This window comes from Vibrio sp. 10N.222.54.E6, assembly GCF_041473955.1.
Taxonomy (GTDB): domain Bacteria; phylum Pseudomonadota; class Gammaproteobacteria; order Enterobacterales; family Vibrionaceae; genus Vibrio; species Vibrio tasmaniensis_A.
This window is the reverse complement of record NZ_JBFRTD010000015.1, coordinates 13,599-15,794: the sequence shown is the minus strand read 5'-3', so window position 1 is coordinate 15,794 and position 2,196 is coordinate 13,599. Positions and strand designations below refer to the sequence as shown.

Annotated in this window: 2 protein-coding genes; both read left to right on the top strand. The window is 40.2% G+C overall.

The genetic code is table 11. The annotated features are described in order from the left end of the window. The first annotated feature begins 138 nt into the window (after positions 1-138). Positions 139-993: an EamA family transporter gene (locus AB4513_RS10490; RefSeq protein WP_136983450.1), complete on the top strand. Its 855-nt coding sequence runs from the start codon at positions 139-141 to the stop codon at positions 991-993. A 409-nt stretch (positions 994-1,402) separates the two neighbouring features. Then, positions 1,403-2,196: Rpn family recombination-promoting nuclease/putative transposase (locus AB4513_RS10485; protein ID WP_136975331.1), on the top strand; the 794-nt coding region annotated here is incomplete at its 3' end.

The following is a 2,196-nucleotide window of genomic DNA, read 5'->3' as shown; positions in this document are numbered from 1 at the left end:
CGTCATTCCAAATGTCATAGCTAAAATTGAAACTGATTATAATCACGTTGCTATTACTAAAGGAGAAGAGAGTAGCCCCAATAACCGAAAACTATTTGAACTCATAAAATGCAAGACCTCGATTCACATTGAGAAACAATGATAAGTTCCTACACTATATTAGCTCTAGCTATGACTTTAAGTTCATTAGACAAATGGATTTCACGAGTCTTTCTTAAGAAAAATCCTTTATGTAATGAATATTTAATAGCCTATCAAATTACATGCAGTTTACTGGCTGCTCTGTTTGTTATCTTCGAAATCGAACAAATCCCTACAAAATTCGACAATACAAGTGAACTTTGGGAGCTGTTGCTTTTAAGTATATTCAGTGTTTTCTCATGGCTTGGGTTTGCGTACTCAACCTTTAGGGCTCGTGCTTCAATTGAATTAGGCTCTATCTCGATAATCTCTAAAACAAAGATCATTTGGAGTGCTCTGTTCGGGGTTAGCTTTTTAAATGAGACACTGACTTTCCTTCAAATGACTGGCGTTATACTGATACTTGTCGCTTCACTGCTCATCAGCACAAGTAACAACATGAATCTTCTTTTTTCAAACAATCTACACGCGTGGCTCGCGCCAATCTTTCTCACTCTAGCCATTGGTTTTGATAAAGTACTTACGTTGTACTTACCTACTAGCGTTATCCTTTTTATCGGTTTTTCTGGAACCGCTTTTTTGACGCCTCTACTATTTAAAGTTCATTATAGGTTAATCAAAAAAGTTCTATTTAACGCCGTAATAACAGCCACTTGCGGAACAGCAAGCTACTATTTTCTCTTAAAAGTGCTTAACACTAGCGCTTTTAGTTTAGTCATGGTTTTATTCCAAGGAGCCTTCATCCTCGATATTCTTTTTGGTTACTTCTTTTTAAAAGAGCGCACGAACCTTAAAACGAAAATAGTCTCTTGTTTACTCGCTACCCTTGGTATTTTGACTTTGGCTTCATAACGTACACTTATTTACAGAACTCCAAGTGTGACTCCCCAAAACACAAACTTCACCAAAAAACCTAATCTTAAAATTTGATGACTTTAAAACATCCCCGAGCGATACATGTTAGTCAATTAACCATTGTTGTTACAGCGTTTATAGCATATAAATCTCGCTGTAGAAAAAGGCCTAATTGAGAGGGGCTTTCTACTACAAACCTAATCGATTAATAGAGTTTTGTTAGAAAGCCTACTTAATGTTAGGCGTGGCTAACTATTGTTGCACTCTGCTCTCATTTTACACTCCCCCGTCAACCTCCCTTGGGAATCACATTAAATAATCTAAATTGATGCGTGAGCAAAAATTAAGCTAGCGCAGAATCCCTATCGTGATACTGATTTAACTCATTTGGTGTTAGGATAATAAAATGAAAAAGACCACGCCAACCCCACATGATGCCCTCTTTAAGCAGTTTCTCACTCATCCAGAAACCGCTAAGGACTTATTGGATATTCACCTGCCTGCTGAGCTGCGTGAAATCTGTGATTTGACGACCCTAAAACTCGAATCAGGCAGCTTTATTGAAGAAAGTTTACGGCCTTACTATTCGGATGTCCTTTATTCTCTTACAACGTCTCAGGGGGAAGGTTACGTCTACGCGTTAATCGAGCACCAGAGTCGACCAGATAAACACATGGCATTCAGACTAATGCGTTACGCTATCGCCGCCATGCAGCAACATATTGAAGCTGGCCATGAGCGCTTACCTCTGGTGATCCCGTTGCAGTTTTACCATGGTAAGGTCTCGCCCTACCCGTATGAGATGAATTGGTTAAAAGGGTTCGTTAACCCTCTTATAGCTAAAGCGCTCTATACTCAAGATTTTCCATTAGTCGATGTCACGGTCATCTCCGATGATGAGATAATGCAGCATCGCCGCATCGCATTGCTTGAGCTTGTCCAAAAGCACGCAAGGCATCGGGATATCATGGATTTCTTTGAGCCTCTGGTCACATTGCTCTTAACCGATTACACTACAGATAAGCAAGTACAGTCATTGATGAGCTACTTACTCCAAGTGGGTGAAACGAACAACCTAGAGGCGTTAATTACGTCACTAGCCTCATCAGTACCGAAACACGAGGACACACTTATGACTATTGCAGAACAATTGCGCCAACAAGGCGAGCAACGTGGCCGCCAAGAAGGACGTCAAGAAGG